The 18680-nt window shown below is 43.5% G+C and carries 13 protein-coding genes; 1 reads left to right on the forward strand and 12 read right to left on the reverse strand.

Translation table 11 applies throughout. The annotated features are described in order from the left end of the window. Window positions 1-14 precede the first annotated feature (14 nt). Window positions 15-242: a hypothetical protein gene (locus I2I13_RS24520; RefSeq protein WP_229128632.1), complete on the reverse strand. Its 228-nt coding sequence runs from the start codon at window positions 240-242 to the stop codon at window positions 15-17. Between the two features lie 79 nt (window positions 243-321). Next, window positions 322-1302 (reverse strand): FecR family protein, encoded by a 981-nt coding sequence (locus tag I2I13_RS12310; RefSeq protein WP_195649627.1) that lies wholly within the window; start codon window positions 1300-1302, stop codon window positions 322-324. 167 nt (window positions 1303-1469) lie between these two features. Here I2I13_RS12310 and I2I13_RS12315 point away from each other — a divergent pair, with 167 nt between their 5' ends. Further along, window positions 1470-2027, forward strand: a complete 558-nt coding sequence (locus tag I2I13_RS12315) for an RNA polymerase sigma factor (RefSeq protein WP_195649628.1) — start codon at window positions 1470-1472, stop codon at window positions 2025-2027. 117 nt (window positions 2028-2144) lie between these two features. On the opposite strand, the gene I2I13_RS12320 is transcribed toward I2I13_RS12315, so the two are convergent. The 10 genes from I2I13_RS12320 to I2I13_RS12365 all read right to left on the reverse strand — a co-directional run bounded on the left by I2I13_RS12320 (window position 2145) and on the right by I2I13_RS12365 (window position 18662). After that, complete coding sequence (locus tag I2I13_RS12320; protein WP_195649629.1) at window positions 2145-3530, reverse strand: alpha-L-fucosidase; 1386 nt, start codon at window positions 3528-3530, stop codon at window positions 2145-2147. A 77-nt stretch (window positions 3531-3607) separates the two neighbouring features. Beyond that, the gene (locus I2I13_RS12325; RefSeq protein WP_195649630.1) at window positions 3608-7627 is read right to left on the reverse strand and encodes a glycoside hydrolase family 2 TIM barrel-domain containing protein; all 4020 of its coding nucleotides are present in this window, start codon (window positions 7625-7627) and stop codon (window positions 3608-3610) included. A gap of 71 nt (window positions 7628-7698) precedes the next feature. Then, a complete protein-coding gene (locus I2I13_RS12330) occupies window positions 7699-8709 on the reverse strand; it encodes an aldo/keto reductase (protein ID WP_195649631.1) in 1011 nt (336 codons plus the stop codon). Between the two features lie 137 nt (window positions 8710-8846). Continuing rightward, window positions 8847-10334 carry an MBOAT family protein gene (locus I2I13_RS12335; protein ID WP_195649646.1) on the reverse strand — a complete coding sequence of 496 codons (1488 nt, stop codon included), beginning with the start codon at window positions 10332-10334 and terminating at the stop codon, window positions 8847-8849. Further along, on the reverse strand, window positions 10321-11271 hold the full coding sequence (locus I2I13_RS12340) for an SGNH/GDSL hydrolase family protein (RefSeq protein WP_370540828.1): 951 nt from the start codon (window positions 11269-11271) through the stop codon (window positions 10321-10323). Before I2I13_RS12340 ends, I2I13_RS12335 begins: the two co-directional genes overlap by 14 nt. Further along, window positions 11225-12616: an SGNH/GDSL hydrolase family protein gene (locus tag I2I13_RS12345; protein WP_195649647.1), complete on the reverse strand. Its 1392-nt coding sequence runs from the start codon at window positions 12614-12616 to the stop codon at window positions 11225-11227. Before I2I13_RS12345 ends, I2I13_RS12340 begins: the two co-directional genes overlap by 47 nt. A gap of 115 nt (window positions 12617-12731) precedes the next feature. Next, on the reverse strand, window positions 12732-13025 hold the full coding sequence (locus I2I13_RS12350; RefSeq protein ID WP_005675458.1) for a PG0541 family transporter-associated protein: 294 nt from the start codon (window positions 13023-13025) through the stop codon (window positions 12732-12734). Window positions 13026-13038: 13 nt separating this feature from the next. Then, a complete protein-coding gene (locus tag I2I13_RS12355) occupies window positions 13039-16197 on the reverse strand; it encodes an efflux RND transporter permease subunit (protein ID WP_148365508.1) in 3159 nt (1052 codons plus the stop codon). Window positions 16198-16256: 59 nt separating this feature from the next. Continuing rightward, window positions 16257-17282, reverse strand: coding sequence for an efflux RND transporter periplasmic adaptor subunit (locus I2I13_RS12360; RefSeq protein ID WP_195649632.1), 1026 nt, complete (start codon window positions 17280-17282; stop codon window positions 16257-16259). 33 nt (window positions 17283-17315) lie between these two features. Then, window positions 17316-18662 (reverse strand): TolC family protein, encoded by a 1347-nt coding sequence (locus tag I2I13_RS12365; RefSeq protein ID WP_148365510.1) that lies wholly within the window; start codon window positions 18660-18662, stop codon window positions 17316-17318. Window positions 18663-18680 lie beyond the last annotated feature (18 nt).

Genomic DNA, 18680 nt, shown 5'->3' on the forward strand with positions numbered 1-18680 from the left:
TTATTGTCAGCAATTCAGATTGCTGCGCTTTTATCTGGACAGGTATCAGAAGTAGTAAAAACAGTATTAGCCAGACATAAAATCTCCTCTTCCCCAAAAAGGAAGAAGGCAAAATAAAGCCTTTCATTCCCTTTGGGATTGAAATATTTTTCATAAATTTGCAATTTAAAATTAATAATAGGATAGAGATTAATTTTAATCAAAAGGATTGGAGAACGGGAACTCTCCAGTCCTTTTTTCATTCTCAGGTAGTGTTCATCATTTTTCTTTTTAGGGTTAGCAATTCTTTTTCAAATTATCATATATTAGGCTGCCTATTTCTTATTTTGGAGTCACTAGATAAGTGCCGTCCGCTTGTTTCTGATAATGAATGGGAGTCATCTGCCTGATTGTCTCAAAAATATTATCCAAGGTTTGTTCTATATCAAAACGTCCCGAAAATATTTCTTCTTTCAAATCATCACCTTCAATACGAATCTCCGTATGATAGCGTTTACTTAACATAAACATGACATTCTCCATCTTTTGAGACTCTATATTCATATATTTATCTTTCCAGGTAGTATAAAGCTGCAAATCCACATGATGCACCTCAATACCGGACTGCTGCCTGACACGTCCCATCTCACCCGGCCGCAAAATCACTCCTTCACCTGTTTCATTACATTCGTTCAATTGGACAGAACCGGATTCGAGTACAACTTCCGCCATCTTTTCCGACTTCGATACCTTCACATCGAAACGGGTACCCAACACCGTTACTTCCACTACATCAGTTATTACCTGAAAGGTTCTTCCATTATCTTTCTTCACATCAAAAAATGCTTCCCCTTCCAAATATACCTCCCGACCGCGGGCTGACAGCTTATCCGGATATTTCAATCTGGAACCGCCACCCAGCCAAACTTTTGAATTGTCGGGAAGTGTAAAAAGCAAAGCTTCTTTTCCCTGGTTCATCACAATCAACATATCCGGTTTACTCCATGTCTGATAACCCAGAAGTCCTCCCAAGATGAATAAAGTAGCAATACAAGCCGCAGCAGCATAACGACGGATGAGCAACATCGAACGATGTTTCTTTTCTGTTTTCATGCCGGTTTCAACCTTATCCCAAGTCCGGTTCATTGTTTCCTCAAGCAAATGAGTATCCATTTTCACCTGTGATTCATCCACTAACCGGGAAGCACGGTGCAACGAGGCATCTTCCTCCAACAGCCGTTCCAATGCTTCTTCCTCTTCTTTGCTCAGGGAATGATCAGTTCTCTTGGCAAGTAAGTCCCATATATTACTATTCTCTTTCATCTTCTTATAAATATTATAAAGCGCTTCTATATATAAAGACAGAAATAAAATTCAAAATACGTAGTTATAATCAAATAAAAAGCTATTTTTGCAAATAAATTTTGTTAATAGATGCTTCTACATATCAACAAATCGATTTTAATCATTTTATAACCAATTAGTTAGCCATGTCTCAAGAGAAAGATGACATAACTTATCTATTACGACAAATCAGTGAAGGAAATGCTTCCTGTTTTGAAAAGATGTATAAGCGGTACTTTAAGAAATGCTATTCAATTGCAGTTTATTTCGTTCAATCAACCTTATCAGCTGAAGATGTATTGTCTGAGGTTTTTCTTACTTTATGGAATAAACGTGAGAATCTGAAAAATGTGAAAGACTGGGATTCTTATTTATTTATAACGGTCAAGAATCATGCAATCACATTTTTAGAGAAAAATCGTCAAGATAACCTAAGCTCCATTGACCAGTTTACAATAGAGATAGCAGGAAACGAACTTACACCGGAAGAAAAACTGCTGAAAAAAGATATGGAAGAAAACATGCAGGAAGCTATCCGGCAACTACCAGAAAAAACCAGAATCGTCTATTGTATGGCAAAGGAAGAATATATGAGCTATAAACAAATCAGTGAAGCACTGGACATATCCGAAAGGACTGTCAACACGCATATGACAACAGCTATCCGCAGATTGACGGAAAGTCTGCAAAAATACTTTAGATAGATTTATTCAAAATAAAACAATATGTGTTCTTCTCCTGCTAACAATAAAAAACGGCGGAGAAAAAGAATTCTCTCCACCGATTTATTTATAATATTCCTTATTTGTCCCTCAGTCACATCATTTTGCAGGAGTAAAGGCAATAGCCAGTGATTCTTTCCTGACTCCTTTCGGCAATGCCACTTTTACTTTCTCACCTTCAATACTGTATTTCACTTTTTGCCCATTCTGCAGAAGAGTCATTTTACCTTTTGGCAGATTTCCTGTCCATTCAATAGTTTCAGGCAACTGTCCATTTTCCGGCAGCAAATAAACTGCATAACGGGTCTTGCCATTCTTGGCGGCAGTAAACCAGGTATTTCCATCATGAAAAACGGGTGTTGGACGTGTACCATAAATAGCTTCACCATTCACATGCAGCCATGTTCCTATCTGATGAAGACGATCTACTATTTCACTATCAATAGTTCCTTTCCCGGTAGGGCCGACTCCCAAAAGGAGATTTCCGCCCTTTGCCACAGTTTCTACCAATGTAGCAATAATTGTGTTGGCAGATTTACATGGAGAGCCTTCGACATAACTCCAGTGGTTTGTCAATGTCATGCAAGTTTCCCATGGAGACAGGCTTTGCTTTTCCAAAAGGGATTGTTCGGGAGTACGATAATTCTCATTCCGCCCTTGTATAGTCCTGTCCACAACCAATAAATGCGGTTGCGTACGACGCGCATTATCTGCTATTTCATCCATATGGATGTCCTGTTCCGGGGCACATACCCAACCGCCGTCCAACCATAAAATATCAACATGCCCATAGTTTGTCATCAATTCATTTATCTGACGTGCAGTATAATTACAGAATCTCTTCCAACGTTCTGGATACCTCTTAATATCATAATTCACATTCCGGTCCGGTGTTGCCCAATATGGACACCAATAATCCTCACAATGCCAGTCCGGCTTGGAGAAGTAGGCTCCAATCATAAAGTTTTTCTTACGAAAAGCATCCCAGACGTGACGTGTAACGTCTTTCAAAGGATTATCCTTGAAGGCTCCCTTAGCAATGGTAAAATCAGTTTCTTTACTGTCGTACATACAAAAACCGTCATGATGCTTTGTTGTAAATACAACATACTTCATCCCTGCATCTTCCATAATTTCAGCCCAACGTTCCGGGTCAAACTGAGTCGGATTGAACGAATCTTTCAATCCCCAATACCATTTTTTGTAATCATCATATGCCATATTATCAGGACGGGAAATCCATTCACGATCTTCCGAGCTAAGCGTCCAGGATTCCATGATGCCAGGCTCCGAATATATTCCCCAATGGAAAATAACGCCGAATTTCTGATCCTGCCATTTATCAAGGTTCTGCAAGACAGCAGGTTCCGTAGGCCATACATAGCCATCGGACGTTTCATGCACAAAACTCTGTGCGAAACCGGTGGTAGCCACTGCTGCACACAATGCAGCAGTGACTGTTAAAAATCTAAATGTACTTTTCATGTTTCACTTTTTTCAAAATGCCTTAAAAGGCGAGGTTATATAATAATAGGTTAGAATAATTCATTGGTTATCCGGAGTCAATTCTCCAAAATTGTAATTTCAGCTCCGGATGCATAATCTTGCCCCCGTTGTTCACTTAATGCTGTAAAACGTATATAACGGACCTTTACAGGCTCTGCGAACAATACTTTCTTCTCATTGAGATTATTCTCAAAAGTTCCTGTCTGAACAGGGTCTCCCCAGTGTTTACCGTCCAAGCTGACATGAACTGTATAATCCTTTACATTCCCGTTATCGACATCGTGACGTGGCAGGTACGTAAAGCCCTTTATTTCCTTAATTTCACCTGCATCCAAATCTACCCAATGAGGATGTTTGGCAACTGTGACAGAGTACATTGTATGCCAGATAGTGTTAGGGTCACCATCCACAAGATGAGAAGCATTGCCTTCACCCGATTCCTGGCTGCTGGCATAGATTACATACATTGGAATACTCTCCAGTTTTATGAATGTCGCATTGCTTCTTATCATGGGAGCATGTTTATACCAGGCTGAAATGATTCCGCCAGTACGTAAAGGTATCGGTGCTTTATATTCCTGAGTTTTTCCTCCATTCACCGTATATTGAATAGTGGCCGCTTTCTGCCCGGAAGTGATCTCCACTGTTCCGACACGGTCACGAGTTATGGACAGGGGAAGTTCTCCTGAAGGTTCGACTGCAGCGATAGCAGATAAATCCGTACCCGACGGGCGTATGATGAATCCCATATTATGATGCCCGGCATACACGCAGTCTTTTGCCAAAGGAATCGGACCGCAGCTATTTCCCCCTAATCCTGTTACGGCACAATCCAGATATAAATACGTATCACCTGCTGCAGGTAGTTGATACGGGTGGGATGCCAGAATCATATCCAAAGACGAGTAAGGCAAAGCAGAAACAGACAACCGGCCGGTAGCAATAAAAACAGCGCCTTTATGTTGCGAATCAGTCAATGCACACCAACGGACATCTTCATGGTTACCCATATTTTGCGGTTTGGGAAAATTTATAAATTCATTGGCAACCTTATTTTTATGTATTTCTATAAACTGGCTGCTCTTACGGTCGGAATAATTATCAATAGGGCCACGACCATAATAGGTGAAATCTCCAAATTTCGGGGGAATTTTCATCACATAGCCCAAGCGCGGCAAAGCCAAATTCGGACGATTGGAAGTTATACTGGCTTCCAACTCAATAGAGCCGTCTTGATAGACTGTCCATATCTGATTGGTTACAAATTTAAAGTCATCACTTTCGAAAGACCTGTCGGGACGCTCCTCAATCCGGTTCTTGCCGGAATACATGCCTCCACTGATAAACGCACCGTTAGGTGCTTGAGACTCTACCGTAAAAGATAATATGACCGAACCATTTTCCTGCGCTTGTATATAATGGCTGATTGCCTTATGCCGAAGATTATGCAGTCCGTTATCAAACCAAGAGGAAAAGAACCAATTGTCATTATTGACAAAAGCTCTCAAAGCATTTAATTCAGGGCCGTTCCTTTCTGTTATGATAAATTCGCCATTATATTTCAAGCTATGAATACTTCCGGTGGATTTGTCGAACGTTACTTCAAATCCGGTTCCTTTGACAGATACAATATTCTCTCCCTGCTTTATACCGGAAAGTTCCAAATTATTTCCGGATGAAGCTACCTCGCTTATCGCCGGGCGGCTATCGGCTTCCTTTATCAGAAGTTGTTCTTCCGCTACCACATAATCTTTATCCGCCCAAGGCATCTTTTCCTTCAAACAGAATTGGATTTTCAAGAAATATTCTGATTGTCCGGACAGGGATTGATTCATATATGGGACGGTGACAAGCTTCCTCGTCCGCGGAGCTACACTTCCCAAGGCTACAATGTCTGATTTTATTTCTTTCCCATTCTCATAAAGTGAATATTTCACCAGATAATCTACAAGATCCTTAAAATAGTATTTATTGAAGACCTCTAATATTCCTTTTTCTATATCAACAGCTTTCACCCCTATATGCTGATATACTTTCTTTACTTCGTAATATTGAGGCTTTGGCTCCAAATCACCGAACATGATTCCATTCATAACAAATTGCCCGTCATTCGGCACATCTCCAAAATCACCGCCATAAGCCAAGTAACGGGTTCCGGTAGCCGGGTCATAATTGTATAGAGACTGGTCTACCCAATCCCAGATAGCTCCTCCACACAGATAATTAGTGGATTCAATCGCTTCCCAATAATCAGCAAGATTACCACAGGCATTCCCCATTGAATGTGCATATTCGGAAATATGAAACGGATATTTTATATCATACTTTCCTTGTGCCGCCCCACTGACCCAATCTACAGAAGGATATTGATTGGAACCCATATCGACTATATCATTATTTCGTTCATACTGAACGGGACGCGAAGTGTCGAATTTCTTCAACGCCTCATAGGCGGCAACAAAATTATTTCCCGGCCCTCCCTCATTGCCTAACGACCAAATCACAATAGACGGATTATTAACATTGCTATGTACCATCTCCATTACACGCGCAATATGCGCTTTCTCCCATTCTATCGGATGAGAAAGAGAAGCTTCTTCATAGCGGAATTCATGTGACTCCAGATTAGCCTCATCCTCCAGGTAAATTCCGTATTTATTGCAGAGATGATACCAATAAGGGTCAGCCGGATAATGGGAATTCCGTACATGATTAATATTGGCCCGCTTCATCAGCATAATCTCCTTTTCCATTATCTCCCGCGAAACAGTATGCCCGGTAGACGGAGTGGATTCATGACGATTAACGCCTTTCAACTTTACGGTCTTACCGTTCACATAGTAATAGCGTCCTGCCAGCCCAAACTCATCCTCCGAAGCCGGTGTATCCCTGATTTCCACTTTACGAAAGCCGACGATAGTCGAAACCGTTTCTACCGTCCGGTTCTTTTTGTCTTTCAATTCTGCTACCAATGTATAGCAATAGGGAAATTCGGCCGACCATTTCCGGGGTGCTTTCACTTGAAATACAGTTTGTACATCTGCCGATTCTCCCGGCACAACTTCTTTTACAACTGTTGACAGCAGGTTGTCGACCAATGTATTCTCGTCAGAATAGAGTTTATTGGCATATAGTGAATAATAAACCTTATAGTCCTTAGCCAGCTTCTTATCAAGATTACGGATTTCCGCCTTAATCGTCAAAGAGCCATCCGAAAAGTTTTTGTCCAAGTCGGGAATAACTACCAAATCACGGATGTGCACCTTCGGCACTGCATGCAAAGATACTGTGCGAAAAATGCCCGGAAGACGAAACATATCCTGAGCTTCCAGAAATGAACCGTCAGAATTGCGATACACTTCGGCAGCGACTACGTTTTTGCCTTTCCGCAAGTAAGGAGTAATATTAAAACTGGCCGTATTACGGGAATTTTTGGAGAAACCTATATAGTGACCGTTAATCCAAAGATAGAAGAAAGAATCTACGCCATCAAAATTAATGAATACTTCACGTTCCTTCCAATCCTCCGGAATATCAAACTCACGACGATAAGAGCCAACCTCGTTACGGTGCTTATAAGTAGTCCAATGGGTTGGCGGGGTACGCATCACGCCATTTTTCCAGTCACCGATTTCTACATGCTGTACGAAGATTACAGATTGGTTCACATAAACAGGTGTGCCGTACTTCCGGCTTCCATTTTTCTGAATTCCATAAACATTCCAATTGGAAGGCACAGAAATCAAATCCCAGGAACTTACATCAAATTCGGGCTGATAAAACTCTTTCGGACGCATTTCAGGAGCAGGAGCCCAATAAAACTGCCAATCTCCGTTCAGGGATTTCCAATATTTACTATTTTCCGGCAACACTTTCCGGGCACTCTCAAGATTGGAAAAGGAAAAGAAATAAGCATGTGGCTGCTCCTTGTTCAATGACAGTTGTTCGGGAGATTCCCATTCGTTTCCATTTGGAGCAGGTGCTGATGCATAAGTAAAACCTTTTAAAGGTTCGTTTGCTAGAGCTTGTACAGTTAATACGCTATACAATACAGTAATTAACAAAATTCTGTGCATGGTATTTTCAGGTTGTTCTGATAATAAAGACACAGATATTTGGCTAAATACGTAGTCGGACCAATATTTTTTTAAGCTATGTTTAACAAGACCTGTTCAATCGCTGTCAGTTCTTCAACTGTAAAGTCTAAATGTTCCAAAGCTTTAAGATTGTCCGCCAACTGATTCACGGAACTTGCCCCCACTATCACCGATGTCATTCTTTCATCTCTCAGCACCCATGCCAATGCCATTTCCGCCAAGGTCTGTCCACGAAGACGGGCCATTTCATTTAACTGTCGGGCAGTTTCTATCTTTTCAGGAGTGACTTGCGAACGCTGAAGGAAACCGGAAGAGCGTGCGGCTCGGGAACCTTCGGGGATACCGTTCAGATATTTGTCCGTCAGCAAGCCTTGCGCCAACGGTGAAAAGGCGATAAATCCGGAGCCGAATTCTGCAGCCAATGGAAGGATTTCGGCTTCCACTTCACGGTCGAACATACTGTAACGATATTGACTGATAAGACAAGGTACACCTGCTTTCGCCATCATTTCATAAGCTATCCGTGCTTGTTCAGGGGGATATTTGGATATTCCGATATAGAGGGCTTTGCCTTGTTTCACAATATCAATCAATGTCTGGATGGTTTCTTCTACCGGGGTTATCCCGTCATAACGATGGCTATAAAAAATATCAAAATACTCCAATCCCGTGCGCCGGAGACTTTGGTCGATACTTGCCATCAGATTTTTACGGGAACTATTGCCGCCATAAGGCCCCTCCCACATTTCATGTCCGGCTTTGGAAGAGATAATCATCTCATCCCGATACCCCCGGAAATTCTCTTTCAAAATCCGTCCGAAATTGGTTTCCGCACTTCCAGGAGTAGGACCGTAGTTATTTGCCAAATCGAAATGAGTGATACCGTGGTCGAAAGCATACTTTATCATATCGGTTGCCACGGTGAAGTCGTCCACACTACCGAAGTTGTGCCACAATCCCAAAGAAATAAAAGGTAACTGTAAGCCGCTCTTGCCGCAATATTTATACAGCATACGGTCATAACGGTCGGTTGTCGGTTGATAAATGAATGAATTATCCATATGATTAATGATTTCTTTTTTTCTTTTACAAAGAAAGAAAAAATATGCCAGATAGTATCCCTACTAATCAATAAAATGACTCATTTATCCTACATTAACCAATCCACTCATCTGGAGGAAGTTTTTTGTTTCATGCTTTAGAACTGGAAATAAATAAACGGCTGAATCTCCGAACTCTTCATCTGAATAACAAGGTAAATCAAAGCTACCATCAATACTGCTTTTCCTACGAACGGTAAACGGATCACTCCCCGGCAAGCTGCATTTTCCCAACTATCGGGAGCAAAATGAAGCAGGAAGCCGAGCAACATTAATGCGAATACTTTCCAATATCCTTCAAGTAACTGTGGGAACAGTTGCGGACGGAAAGTAGTGAATATCTGTCCCAGCATATCCATTGAGTTCTGAAAATCGGCATTACGGAAGAAAATCCAGCAGAAGCAGACAAAATGAAAAGTAATAATCACTCCGAACACACGCCGCCAACCATAACTTTGTTCTCCTTTCTTACGCCCGGTGATAGTCATCCACATTTTATGCAATGCTAAAGCAACACCGTGGAAAGTTCCCCAAAGAACGAAGTTCCAAGATGCACCATGCCACAATCCACCCAGAAACATGGTAATGATAAGATTCAGATATTGCCGGAACTTGCCTTTCCGGTTTCCTCCTAAAGAGATATACAGATAATCCCGCAGCCAACTGGACAAAGAGATGTGCCAACGACGCCAGAATTCGGTAATGGAGGCAGACTTATAAGGAGAATTAAAGTTGAGATTGAAATGAAAGCCCAACAATAAAGCGATACCGATAGCCATGTCACTATATCCGGAAAAGTCGCAGTAAATCTGTAAAGCATAACCATACACTCCCATCAGATTCTCAACCCCCGAATAGAGAGTAGGATTATCAAAAATACGTTCTACAAAGTTGATGCTGATATAATCGGAGATAATGGCTTTCTTGAAAAGACCGGATACGATCAGAAAGATTCCGCGGCCGAACATCTCCTGCGAAACAAAGAGAGGTTTCCGGATTTGCGGGATAAAGTCGCGGGCACGCACGATAGGTCCCGCTACCAACTGGGGAAAGAAAGATACGTAAAAAGCATAATCCAGAAGATTGGTCAAAGGCTTTATATCTCTCCGGTAAACGTCGATGGTGTAGCTTAACGACTGGAAAGTGAAGAAGGAGATACCGACCGGCAGGAATATATCAAGAGCGGTAAACTCTCCTCCCATCAATGACGCTATCACTCCACCGAGGAAATTGGTATATTTGAAATAGACAAGAAGTCCCAGATTGACACTCAGACTCAAAGCGACTAATCCTTTACGTTTCCAATACCCCTCTGCACGGTCCATTAGCTGTGCAAGAAAGAAGTCGGCAACGGTGACTATAGCAAGCAGAAAGAAATATGTGCCGCTACTCTTGTAGTAGAAATAATAGGAAAAGAGGGTGACAAACAAGATACGGGCAGTGTATTTACGTTGTAACAACACATACACCACCATGAAAGCAGCGAACAGCCAAAGGAAGATACCGCTGCTGAATATCATCGGGGCTTGCGGATCGTAGGTAAGTACCTCTTTTAGTCTACTGAAATCTATATCAATGGGAAACATAGTCATTATATGCTTGTATAAGTGCTTGGTATAATAAATTTCCTTGCAGGATGTATCCTTCAGGTAAATAATGTACATGATCGGGACGCATCAGGTTTGCCTCTGTCCAGTTGGTGCAGGCACGACGCTTCCCTCCGACTACATCGTACATATCCCACACGAGCAGGCGATGGTCTTTTGCATAACGGCGGATGGTTTCCGCTGCTGTTGCCGTACGGGGATTGATGGCATACGTGCGTCTACGCCTCCGTTGCCGGAAACTTTCATAGGAACCGGGAGGGGTAGTCAGAAGAATAGGGATATTAGGAAGACTGTCGCGCAACAGTTTCACAAGTTCATCCATCTGATTGTAGTGCACATTTATATTATAACGCCGGTTATGGCTTTCATTGGTTCCGAAAGAGAGAATCAGCAATTCGGGTTTCAAGGCAACAATTTCGGCAATACGATCCGGATGGGTAAATGTTAGGCAAGTAGCTCCGTTGACGCCTTTATCAATATAAGAAATGGCGCCAAAGGTTTCTGTCAAACGGGCACCGGTGGTTTGAGGATAGATATGTCCACGCACGTGGCTATCGCCAATATGAACGATGCGGACTGTATCTTCGGAGAGTCCGGCACGTACCTGGCGGAGATGTTCAAAGACGGGAGCCAACAGAGTAATGCTGTCAATAATCTCATTCCGTCCGGTTTCGCGAAAAGCTGCAGGGAAGGCTATTTGTACGTTGATCGTATCATTCGCCCAATTCATTTCCCGTAAAGGCTTTATCCGCTTTGCAGTCTTTCCCAATGGAGGGCATACAGGCATACGGTCTTGCGCAATTGTTTCTGTAAGAAAACAAGGGCTACTTAACAGACCGGAGAAAATAAGAACAAAGATGAACAGCAGATTACTCCTTCTCATAAGCACGCCTCCTGTCGTATTGTTCCTTACCATAGATCATGGTTTCATAAAGCAATCCTGCCAAATGTTTACCGCCACGGAAGTTTATATGCGTATAATCATAGTTTGCCATAGAAGGTTTGGCGTGGACGAGTTTTGCCATACTGCCGTCTCCACCCATTGCATCAAACATATTCCAGAATGCAATGCCGCTTTCGGCAGCTATGTTCTGCTGATAACGAATCAGATTCTTGACACCGGGCATAGTGCGGAGTTCACCGTTTTCGTTTTTATAATCACGGTCACCGACGCTCAACAACAGGATTCCCGCTTGTGGGAAACATTCTTTCAGATGCTCGATAGCAGTAATCAATCCTTTCTGGTAATTATCATAATTGCGCCCCCGTTCGGTAGCTACATTCAAGCCATATTCGAGGATAATCAGATCATAAGGACGTTGGCGGTTAAACTGCTTCAGCATTTGTACCGGAATACCACGCAGGGAAAGACCGGAACTGCCACGCAACGAGAAGTTATCGAGAATGATTCCTTTCTTTCCATCCATTGCCAAGCCATAGAACAGGGTAGAGTCCGCACGATCTACTGTCCAACGGATAGAACCGATGTGTCCGTCCACCTGAATTTGCTGTAATCCATCGGAAGGAGCTAAAGAGTAATTCTTGTTTTCTCCTTTGTTCACACGGGCAGAAAGAAGAACAGAATCTTTATTATAAAAGAAGATGGAGGCACGCTGACAAGTATCGAGCAGGGAGGCATATTTATTTTGTCCGCGCAGTTCTACATAAGCTCCGTTTCGGGGGACGAAATAGTGTCCGGAAATTCCTTGTTTCTTCTTGTCGAAATACACGCTGTCTGTTACCGCATGGCTGGACCATCCGCCAAATGTATGCCGCACCGTAGGACGATAACCGCTGGTCATGGAAGTGATGGTGACAAAACCTACACCGCAACCGCCGAATTGTTTCTGAAGCATTTCGCGCAAGTCGGCCGTAAATATATCCGCTTCGATAAAAGAGTCTCCGAATACGGCAATGCGTACCTGTTTGTCAGCGGAGTCAGCGGAAGAGACACGGTCGAGTGCTTCATAGAAAGGAGCCATTCCCCGGAGGGTGGAATCACTGTAATCTTCTATGCAAGTCATGCCCGCACGGCAGGTATCCACAAAAGCCGGTTTTACAACAGGAGGCAAAGGGATGCTGTCCGAATCAGCTGCAGCAGTCTCCGATTCGGGGTAACGAAGATCGCTCAAAAGGTCTACACGCCTCATCGTGTGTCCGTCAATAGTCAATACCGGAAGCCAATGAAGCCCGAGTAAGGCTGCAAATACAATCAGTACAAACCACAACGAATATTTCAAATAATTCTTTATTATCTCCATCATGTTCCTAAAATCCAAAACGACCGCAAAGATAGATAAAAGCCACAAAAAGAAAGGAGAATCTACATTATTTATTAGATTCCCCTTTCCTTTTTATCTATCTACCGGATCGTTCTTAAATGGTCCGTTCAATGTTCCACACAAATGCGCGCAGGCCTAATTGCTCCGTCTGTAAATCCATCTTATGCAAGGTGTCCAGCAGCGGATCGACTTTGCTATCATCTACTACCGTCAGGATAGCCGAACACATACTTGGCCAGGCATGGCTTCCGAAATGCGGATCACCTGTCTTCGAACCACGCCCCTGTACTTTTTCGAGGTAGGTAAAACCACGACATCCCAAACGGTCGAGTAACGCCATGATTCGTTCGTAATAAGCCTGGTCGAATGTTATCAATACTGATTTCATATTTCTTTTTTTGTTATTTCTTAATAATGCTGTCTTTATTCTCCTGGAAGTAAACATCCAAATCACGTTTACGGCGAAGTTTGCGACGCTGGTTCTTGATACCCGTTCCTGCAAATACGCAATATAAAGTAGGAATCAAAATCAATGTCAACACAGTAGATACTGTCAGACCACCGATGACGGCAATCGCCATCGGACTCCACATTTCAGAACCCTGACCGCCACCGATAGCCATCGGAATCATACCGAGCACGGTAGTGGCAGTAGTCATTAATACCGGACGAAGACGGCTCTTACCAGCTGTTACCACAGAGTTCAACACTGCAAGTCCACGTTCCCGGCAAAGGGTGATGTAGTCGATAAGCACAATACCGTTCTTCACCACAATACCAATCAACATGATACCTCCCAACAAACTCATGACGCTCAATGTGCTGTTCGTAAAGAACAATGCCATCAAAACACCACTAAACGCAAACGGCAGTGAGAACATGATAATGAACGGATAAGTCAGTGACTCGAACTGTGCTGCCATCACGATAAATACGAGAATGACAATCAGGATGGCAAGTGTTCCCAAATCGCGGAACGAATCCTGCTGGTCTTCGTACGAACCGGAAATCTGGATAGTGACTTCTCCCGGAAGATCCATTTTATCTATCACCTTATTTCCGGCAGCCACCACGTCGCCCAGCGGAGCTCCGGAGATTACGGCGGAAACGGTCACGATACGTTCACGGTCTTTACGTTCGATGGTAGGAGGTGCAAAACGTTCGACTACCTTTCCGACATCTTTCACACGAACGGATTGTCCTTGCGCATTATAAATGAGGATATTTTCCAGACTTTCCAGACTTGTACGGAATTCGGGTGCGTAACGCACTTTAATATCATATTCATCTCCGTCTTCACGATATTTAGATGCTACCGCACCATTGACACGATTACGCAGGTAGTTACCGGCAGTCGAAAGATTCAAGCCATGCATCGCCAGTTTCTCACGGTCGAAGTCTACCTGATATTCAGGCTGATAGTCACTACGGCTGATATTTACCTCAGTCACTCCTTTCACTTTCAGCAGTTCACGTTTCAGGCGGGCTGCCACGCTATCGGTCATTGTCATATCGTATCCGTAAACCTCAAAGTCAGCACTTGCCTGAGCGGACATACCTGTGTTACTACCTCCAAGGATTACTTGTGCCTTACTGAATTCAGGGTAGGCTTTCAAATCTTCACGCATCTCATCACAGACTGTTTCCAAAGAAATGTTACGATCACCCGGGTCTACCAAACTGATGTTGAAAGAGATAATATGCGAACCGTTGTCCTGCATGGATGCCCAAGTGTTGTCGGAGTCAGCCTGACCAACCGTATAGTTACAAACTTTCATAATGTCCTTATACTTCGTCAGCCATTGGTTAGTCAACTTTTCTGAAAGTTCCTGCGCTATCTCTTTTCGTGTACCGATCGGGAGTTCCAACTGTACGGCAATACGGGCATTATCCTGTGCCGGGAAAAACTCTGTACCAATCCCCTTTGCACACAACAAACTGATAACGAAGAAAACGATACATCCCACAATCACAATCGGACGGTGACGTACAGCCCAGTTCAACATTTTCGCGTACCAGGTATCGAGTCCGTCGAGCGCTTTCTCAATCGGAGTAAAGAAGAGCTTGAACATCTTCGACGGCTTCTTCTGCAAACGAAGCAACTGGGAACAGAGCATCGGAGTCAAGGATAGTGCGGCGACCGTAGAAATAAACATGATAGCACACATCATCCAACCCAACTGTTTGAAAAGTACACCGGACATACCGCTTACCATCGTCAACGGGAAGAACACGGCAATCATGGTCAGTGTAGAAGCGATTACAGAGATTGCCACCTCATTCGTTCCGTGCACGGCTGCCTGTTTCGGATCGGAACCACGCTCGATATGGGTCGTTACATTTTCAAGTACCACAATCGCATCATCCACCACCATACCGATAGCGATAGAAAGTGACGAAAGCGAAATGATATTAATTGTATTTCCACTAACCGCCAGATAGATGAACGAGGCAATCAATGAAAGCGGAATGGTGATACAGATAATCAGCGTCGCACGCCAACGTCCCAGAAAGAGGAACACGACGATGACAACGAAGAGCAAGGCATAAGCAACGGTCTCCGTCAAACTGTCGATGGTGTTCAAAATGTTGTCCGAAGTATCGACAATGACACCAATCTTCACATCGCTCGGCAGGTTCTTCTGAAGCCTCGGCAGCGCGTCGGCCACTTTCTTGGAGATTTCTACCGAATTGGCTCCCGACTGTTTCTGAACTACAATCATAGCACCTTGCACCCCATTATTATAGGTTTCCTGTGCACGTTCTTCCACGGTATCAACAATACGGGCTACATCACGCAGAAAGACATTCGCCCCATTGTATGTACCCACCACTACATCTTCCAGCTGGCGGGAATCATCAAACTCACCTTCTACACGCAGCGCATAGGTTTCACTACCAATATCGAAGTTACCACCGGGAATATTCTTGTTCTCGGCTCCGATAATGGAACTGATTGTTTCGATAGTCAGATGATAGGCTTCCAGTTTGTTAGGGTCGCAATATACCTGAATCTCACGCTGCGGCGCACCGCTGATAGACACCGTTCCGACTCCCGGAATACGTGCCAGCGGATTTACCACACGGTCGTCCAATATCTTATAAAGTGCCGACTGGCTTTCATTGGCCTGTACGGAAAGCAACACGATCGGAATCATGTCCGTACTAAACTTAAAGATGATCGGATTCTCGACATCATCGGGAAGCTGCGAACTTACCATGTCGAGTTTATCGCGCACATCATTGGTCAGCACGTCAATATCGTTACCAAACTCGAACTCCAATGTAATCAGTGACATATTCTCGGAAGAACGGGAGGTAATATGTTTCAGGTTGCTCACCGCGTTCAACGTATTTTCGAGTGGGCGAGTCACATTATTTTCTATATCCGAGGCACTTGCGCCGGGATAAGCGGTCATCACCATGATTGTATTCGTGTCAATGTCCGGATACAAGTCAATAGGCAACTTGGACAAAGAGAAAAGACCAAAAATCACGACTGCCAGAAAGCAGAGGGAGGTCATAATCGGTTTCTTAACCGCACCTTCGTATAAACTCATGTTGTTTTATAAATCTGGTTAATTAATAAAAGCATTAGGCGAAAGGAATTTTACACCTTCTATTTGGAAGAGGCTTCCACCTCTACTTCCATACCGTTCACCAAACGTGACTGTCCGGCAACTACAACCTGCGAATTATCAGGCACACCGGATTTCAACTCGTACTCCGCACCCATGCGTCTACCCAATTCGACTTTATTATAAGACACCTTGCCGTCTTGATAAACGAATACATAACGGTCGCCTGAACCTGCCTGTTTAACAATTGCCAAATCGGGAACAACTACATTTTCTGCCGTTCCGAAATTTAATGTGGCACGGGCAAACATTCCCGGACGTACGCGCTGGTCTTTATTGTCCAGTCTGATCTCTACCTGAAATGTACGGGTAGTGGCATCTATAGTCGGATAAACCAGATTGATGGTTCCTGTAAATACTTCATCTCCATATACATCGAGTTTCACGTTGACGGGGGTACCTTTCTTCACTTTCGTAAAGTAGGTTTCGGACACATTGATCAGGAGTTTCACGGGAGTGATCTGTTCTACTACCAAGACCGGTTCTCCACCGCTGTACATATCGCCGTTATCATAGTTGCGTGCAGTTACCACACCATTGATGGGGCTTAGCAAAGAGGTATTCTCCTGCAAATTCTTATAAGCGGTTTTCTTCACATCGAGTTGCATCTTCGAAGCATCCCATTCAGATTTGGACGCACCGCCCACTTTATATAGTTCGTCGATACGGTTGAATTCTATTTCCTGATTGTCAAGTTGCAGCTTCGCCTGTTTCAGGTTGGCCGCATCCATCTGCACAAGTTTCTGTCCTTTGGACACACGGTCGCCCACTTCCACAAAAATCTGGTCGATACGCACGGGAGACGAAGGTGCAATATTATTCTTTACTTCTGCTTCCACCGTTGCTGTGTAATCCTGTATCTGATCTACGGGACGGGCTTTTACGTCTGCCAGCTTCACAATGGGCTTTGCGTCGGCATGTTCCGCAGCAGCTTTGTCTTTTCCACCTGTACATGAGCCCATAAACACAGTTAACAGCAGGGCTACCAATTGGATACTTCTTTTCATATTCCTTACTTGTAATTTTTTAGTTGTCTATCTTTATTCTTTTCCCAGCACCTGATCGAGGTCTGCCTTAGCAACCAGGTAATCGTATATGGACTGATTGTAGGTGAGTTGCGCCTGTGTCAGTGACACTTGCGAACTGTTCAGTTCGAGCACCGTGCCCTTACCCACATCATAACGTTTTTCGGCAATCACCACCGCTTTCTTTGCCTGCATCACATTTTCCTTGTTGCTGACTACCTGCTCTGTGCTGGCACTCATATTATTGCGACAACTGACAATCTGCATATTCAACTGTCTTTCCGTATCGATACGGTTCCAATCGAGCTGGCGCATCTGTATACGGGCAGATTTTACTTTCGTAAAGTTGCTTGCCTTATATAAAGGTATGCTGATATTGAACATCAGGCTGGAACTGTTGCTCCAGTTATAATCGAAGAAATTGATATTCGGATTATACAATGACTGATACTGATAGGAGAAGCTCATGGAAAGAGTCGGCATGAAGTTCGTCTTTAAAGACTTTACATTCTTTTCAAGCAACTTCATGTTCAAGTCCAACTGCTTCATGGTGGTATTGTTGTTCAGATTTACATTCTCTTCTTTCAACTGATTGACAAACATGGTTGTCTCATAGTTGGTCAGATTATCATTAATCTTTATCTCCACATCGGCAGTGATGCCCATCAGAACTTTTAACTGCAACTTAGCCAAAGTCACCGCATTGGCTGCCGCGATCAGGTTCGGTTTAATGCTGCGCATCTGTACTTCCGCACTGATCTTGTCATATTCGCTCACAGTTCCCTGCTGATATTTGGCATTCACTACATTGTAATTATCTTCTGCCAGTTTATAGCTGCCCTGAAGCACTTCATAGCTATCCTGCGCAAGCATCAACTGATAATAAGCCTTGCTTACCTGATTCACCAGATCCAGTTTGGAAGCACGTGACTTCTCTACTGCCAGTTCAATATCCGTCTTTGTCATCGACATAGCCCGGTAAACACCCGGCACAAAAAGTGGCAGGTTAATGCTCAACCCGGCATTGGCGGTATTCGTTCCGTCTTGCCCCATCTTGAACGACATATCGTTCAATTTCATTTCAGCCGCTTTAATCGTATGGTCTAAGGAACCGGCAATGCTAGCCTCCGGCAACAGACTCTGCCAGGCTTCCTTGCTGGCAACTTTTTTTAAGGCGATCTCTTCTGCTGCCACTTTCATTGTCGGATTCTCATCCAATGCAATTTCCAAGGCTTTGTCTAAGGTTAAGGTTAGTGTATTCTTCTCCATCTGCGTGTCCTGTGCCTTTGCAAAACCAAATGCACAGAGTGCCACAGCTACCAGAAGAATCTTCCGACCTGTCAATCTTTTCATCTTGTTCATAAACTGAATTTCTAATTT

Origin of the sequence: Bacteroides sp. D55t1_190419_B8, from assembly GCF_015558905.1 — a bacterium.
Lineage (GTDB): Bacteria > Bacteroidota > Bacteroidia > Bacteroidales > Bacteroidaceae > Bacteroides > Bacteroides vicugnae.

Coding starts and splice junctions, on each gene's coding strand:
- I2I13_RS24520 (WP_229128632.1), bottom strand. CDS start 242: ATGAAAAAAGGACTGGAGAGTTCCCGTTCTCCAATCCTTTTGATTAAA.
- I2I13_RS12310 (WP_195649627.1), bottom strand. CDS start 1,302: ATGAAAGAGAATAGTAATATATGGGACTTACTTGCCAAGAGAACTGAT.
- I2I13_RS12315 (WP_195649628.1), top strand. CDS start 1,470: ATGTCTCAAGAGAAAGATGACATAACTTATCTATTACGACAAATCAGT.
- I2I13_RS12320 (WP_195649629.1), bottom strand. CDS start 3,530: ATGAAAAGTACATTTAGATTTTTAACAGTCACTGCTGCATTGTGTGCA.
- I2I13_RS12325 (WP_195649630.1), bottom strand. CDS start 7,627: ATGCACAGAATTTTGTTAATTACTGTATTGTATAGCGTATTAACTGTA.
- I2I13_RS12330 (WP_195649631.1), bottom strand. CDS start 8,709: ATGGATAATTCATTCATTTATCAACCGACAACCGACCGTTATGACCGT.
- I2I13_RS12335 (WP_195649646.1), bottom strand. CDS start 10,334: ATGTTTCCCATTGATATAGATTTCAGTAGACTAAAAGAGGTACTTACC.
- I2I13_RS12340 (WP_370540828.1), bottom strand. CDS start 11,271: ATGGTAAGGAACAATACGACAGGAGGCGTGCTTATGAGAAGGAGTAAT.
- I2I13_RS12345 (WP_195649647.1), bottom strand. CDS start 12,616: ATGGAGATAATAAAGAATTATTTGAAATATTCGTTGTGGTTTGTACTG.
- I2I13_RS12350 (WP_005675458.1), bottom strand. CDS start 13,025: ATGAAATCAGTATTGATAACATTCGACCAGGCTTATTACGAACGAATC.
- I2I13_RS12355 (WP_148365508.1), bottom strand. CDS start 16,197: ATGAGTTTATACGAAGGTGCGGTTAAGAAACCGATTATGACCTCCCTC.
- I2I13_RS12360 (WP_195649632.1), bottom strand. CDS start 17,282: ATGAAAAGAAGTATCCAATTGGTAGCCCTGCTGTTAACTGTGTTTATG.
- I2I13_RS12365 (WP_148365510.1), bottom strand. CDS start 18,662: ATGAACAAGATGAAAAGATTGACAGGTCGGAAGATTCTTCTGGTAGCT.